Genomic DNA, 1,865 nt, shown 5'->3' with positions numbered 1-1,865 from the left:
ACCATCAGCGCTCGCGCATCGACCGCCGTTCGGTCCGTGTCTCGCTGACGCCGAAGGGCAATGAGGTGGCCGAGGTCGTCGCCGGCCTCTATGAGCGTCATGTCGGCTCGATCGAACAGGTCGGCGGCATCAACACCGATGAGTTCAAGCAGATGAACCGCGCTTTGCAGCGGCTCGACCGCTTCTGGAACGACACCATCGCCTACCGGATGTAAGGATGTAAGACATCCGCCGCATCGGATCCGGCCCGCGCCACAGAAGCGCGGCCGAAATATCGACCTTCAGTCAGGGCCGGTGCCGAGAGGCATCGGCCTTTCTTTGATTTGGCTGGTCATTGCACCGCGTGGTCGATCGCCGATCGATACCCAAAAAGCACGGTCCGTTCTTTTCGGAATGCTGGCCGGTCGGATTTGGCCGCAAGGCCACGTTGCCGCCATATTCCAATGGAACCGAGAATGGCAGTGATGCTGTGGTGAAGGCCATGCGTTCACCCGCAGCCCGTATCGCGCCTGTGCATTGTCACACCAAGCTGATACGGACCATGGTTGGCTAATTGTTAAGATTGCCAATTTTACAGTGCGGGCGAGATCGCCCGGTGATCAACGCAGCAAGTGATCGAACTGCTACCAATGTCTGGAACGTCCATGAAAACCAGCCGTCGTTTTTTCCTGTCCGGAGCCTCCGCGCTCGCAGCCGCGGTGGTCGCCGGCGGCGCCAATGCGCAGGATGTGATCGGTGATATCCTGAAATCCTCGGCGCGCGGCAATTGGGACGACCAGTTCGACGCCCGCGCCAGCGAGGGTGGCAAGGTGGCCTCGACGCTGCCGATCTTCAGCCCGCAGACCGTTGCCTTCACGGAACAGGCGGTCGGGCAATACCAGAACATTGTCGGGCAGGGTGGCTGGGTCGAGGTTCCCGCGACCAAGAAGCTGCAGCTTGGCGTCGATGATCCCGATGTGGTGCCGTTGCGCAAGCGGCTGATGGTTTCCGGCGACCTGTCGCAGAGCGCCGGCATTTCGACGGCTTTCGATTCCTATGTCGACTCGGCAGTCAAGCGCTTCCAACTGCGTCACGGCCTGCCGGCTGATGGCTCGATGGGCAAATACACCTATGCGGCGATGAACGTTTCGGCGCAGATCCGGCTTGGCCAGTTGCAGACCAATCTGCAGCGGCTGCGCGAGAAGGCCGGCACGCTGGGCAGCCGCTACGTGCTGGTCGACATTCCGGCAGCCCAGGTCGAAGCGGTCGAGAACGACCGCGTCGTGCTTCGCCACACCGCGATCGTCGGCAAGATCGATCGCCAGACGCCGATCGTCAATTCCAAGATCACCGAGATCATCGTCAATCCATACTGGAACGCGCCGGTCTCGATCGTGCGCAAGGACATCATTCCGCTGATGCGGAAAAATCCCGATTATCTCAAGAACAGCCACATCCGCCTGTTCGCGCCCGATGGCAGCGAAGTCGATCCGATGAATGTGGACTGGTCGACCGACGACGCCGCCAAGTACCGGTTCCGCCAGGATCCCGGCTCGGAAAACGCCATGGCTTCGGTGAAGATCAATTTCCCGAGCCCTGACGGCGTCTACATGCACGACACGCCGCAGCAGAGCCTGTTCGGCAAGATGTTGCGTTTCGATTCCTCGGGCTGCGTGCGCGTGCAGAATGTGCGCGACCTCGTCACCTGGATCCTGCGCGACACGCCCGGCTGGGACCGCCAGCATTTCGAGGCGGCGATCAAGACCGGTGAAAACACGCCGATCCAGGTCACCAATCCGGTGCCGGTCCACTTCCTCTATCTCTCGGCCTGGTCGACCGGTCCGGGCGTGGTGCAGTTCCGCGACGACGTCTACGCGCTTGATGGC

The 1,865-nt window shown here is 61.4% G+C and carries 1 protein-coding gene and 1 pseudogene; both read left to right on the top strand.

What is annotated here, in order from left to right:
- A pseudogene (locus EN932_RS35230) lies at positions 1–215 on the top strand (MarR family transcriptional regulator); the annotation flags it as partial.
- A 429-nt stretch (positions 216–644) separates the two neighbouring features.
- The coding region (locus tag EN932_RS35225; protein ID WP_127224601.1) for a L,D-transpeptidase family protein at positions 645–1,865 on the top strand (1,221 nt) is incomplete at its 3' end.

Source organism: Mesorhizobium sp. M7A.F.Ca.US.002.01.1.1 (assembly GCF_004022955.1).
Classification (GTDB): domain Bacteria; phylum Pseudomonadota; class Alphaproteobacteria; order Rhizobiales; family Rhizobiaceae; genus Mesorhizobium; species Mesorhizobium ciceri.
Note: the sequence above shows the minus strand (reverse complement) of the source record. Positions and strands in the feature narration are given on the sequence as shown.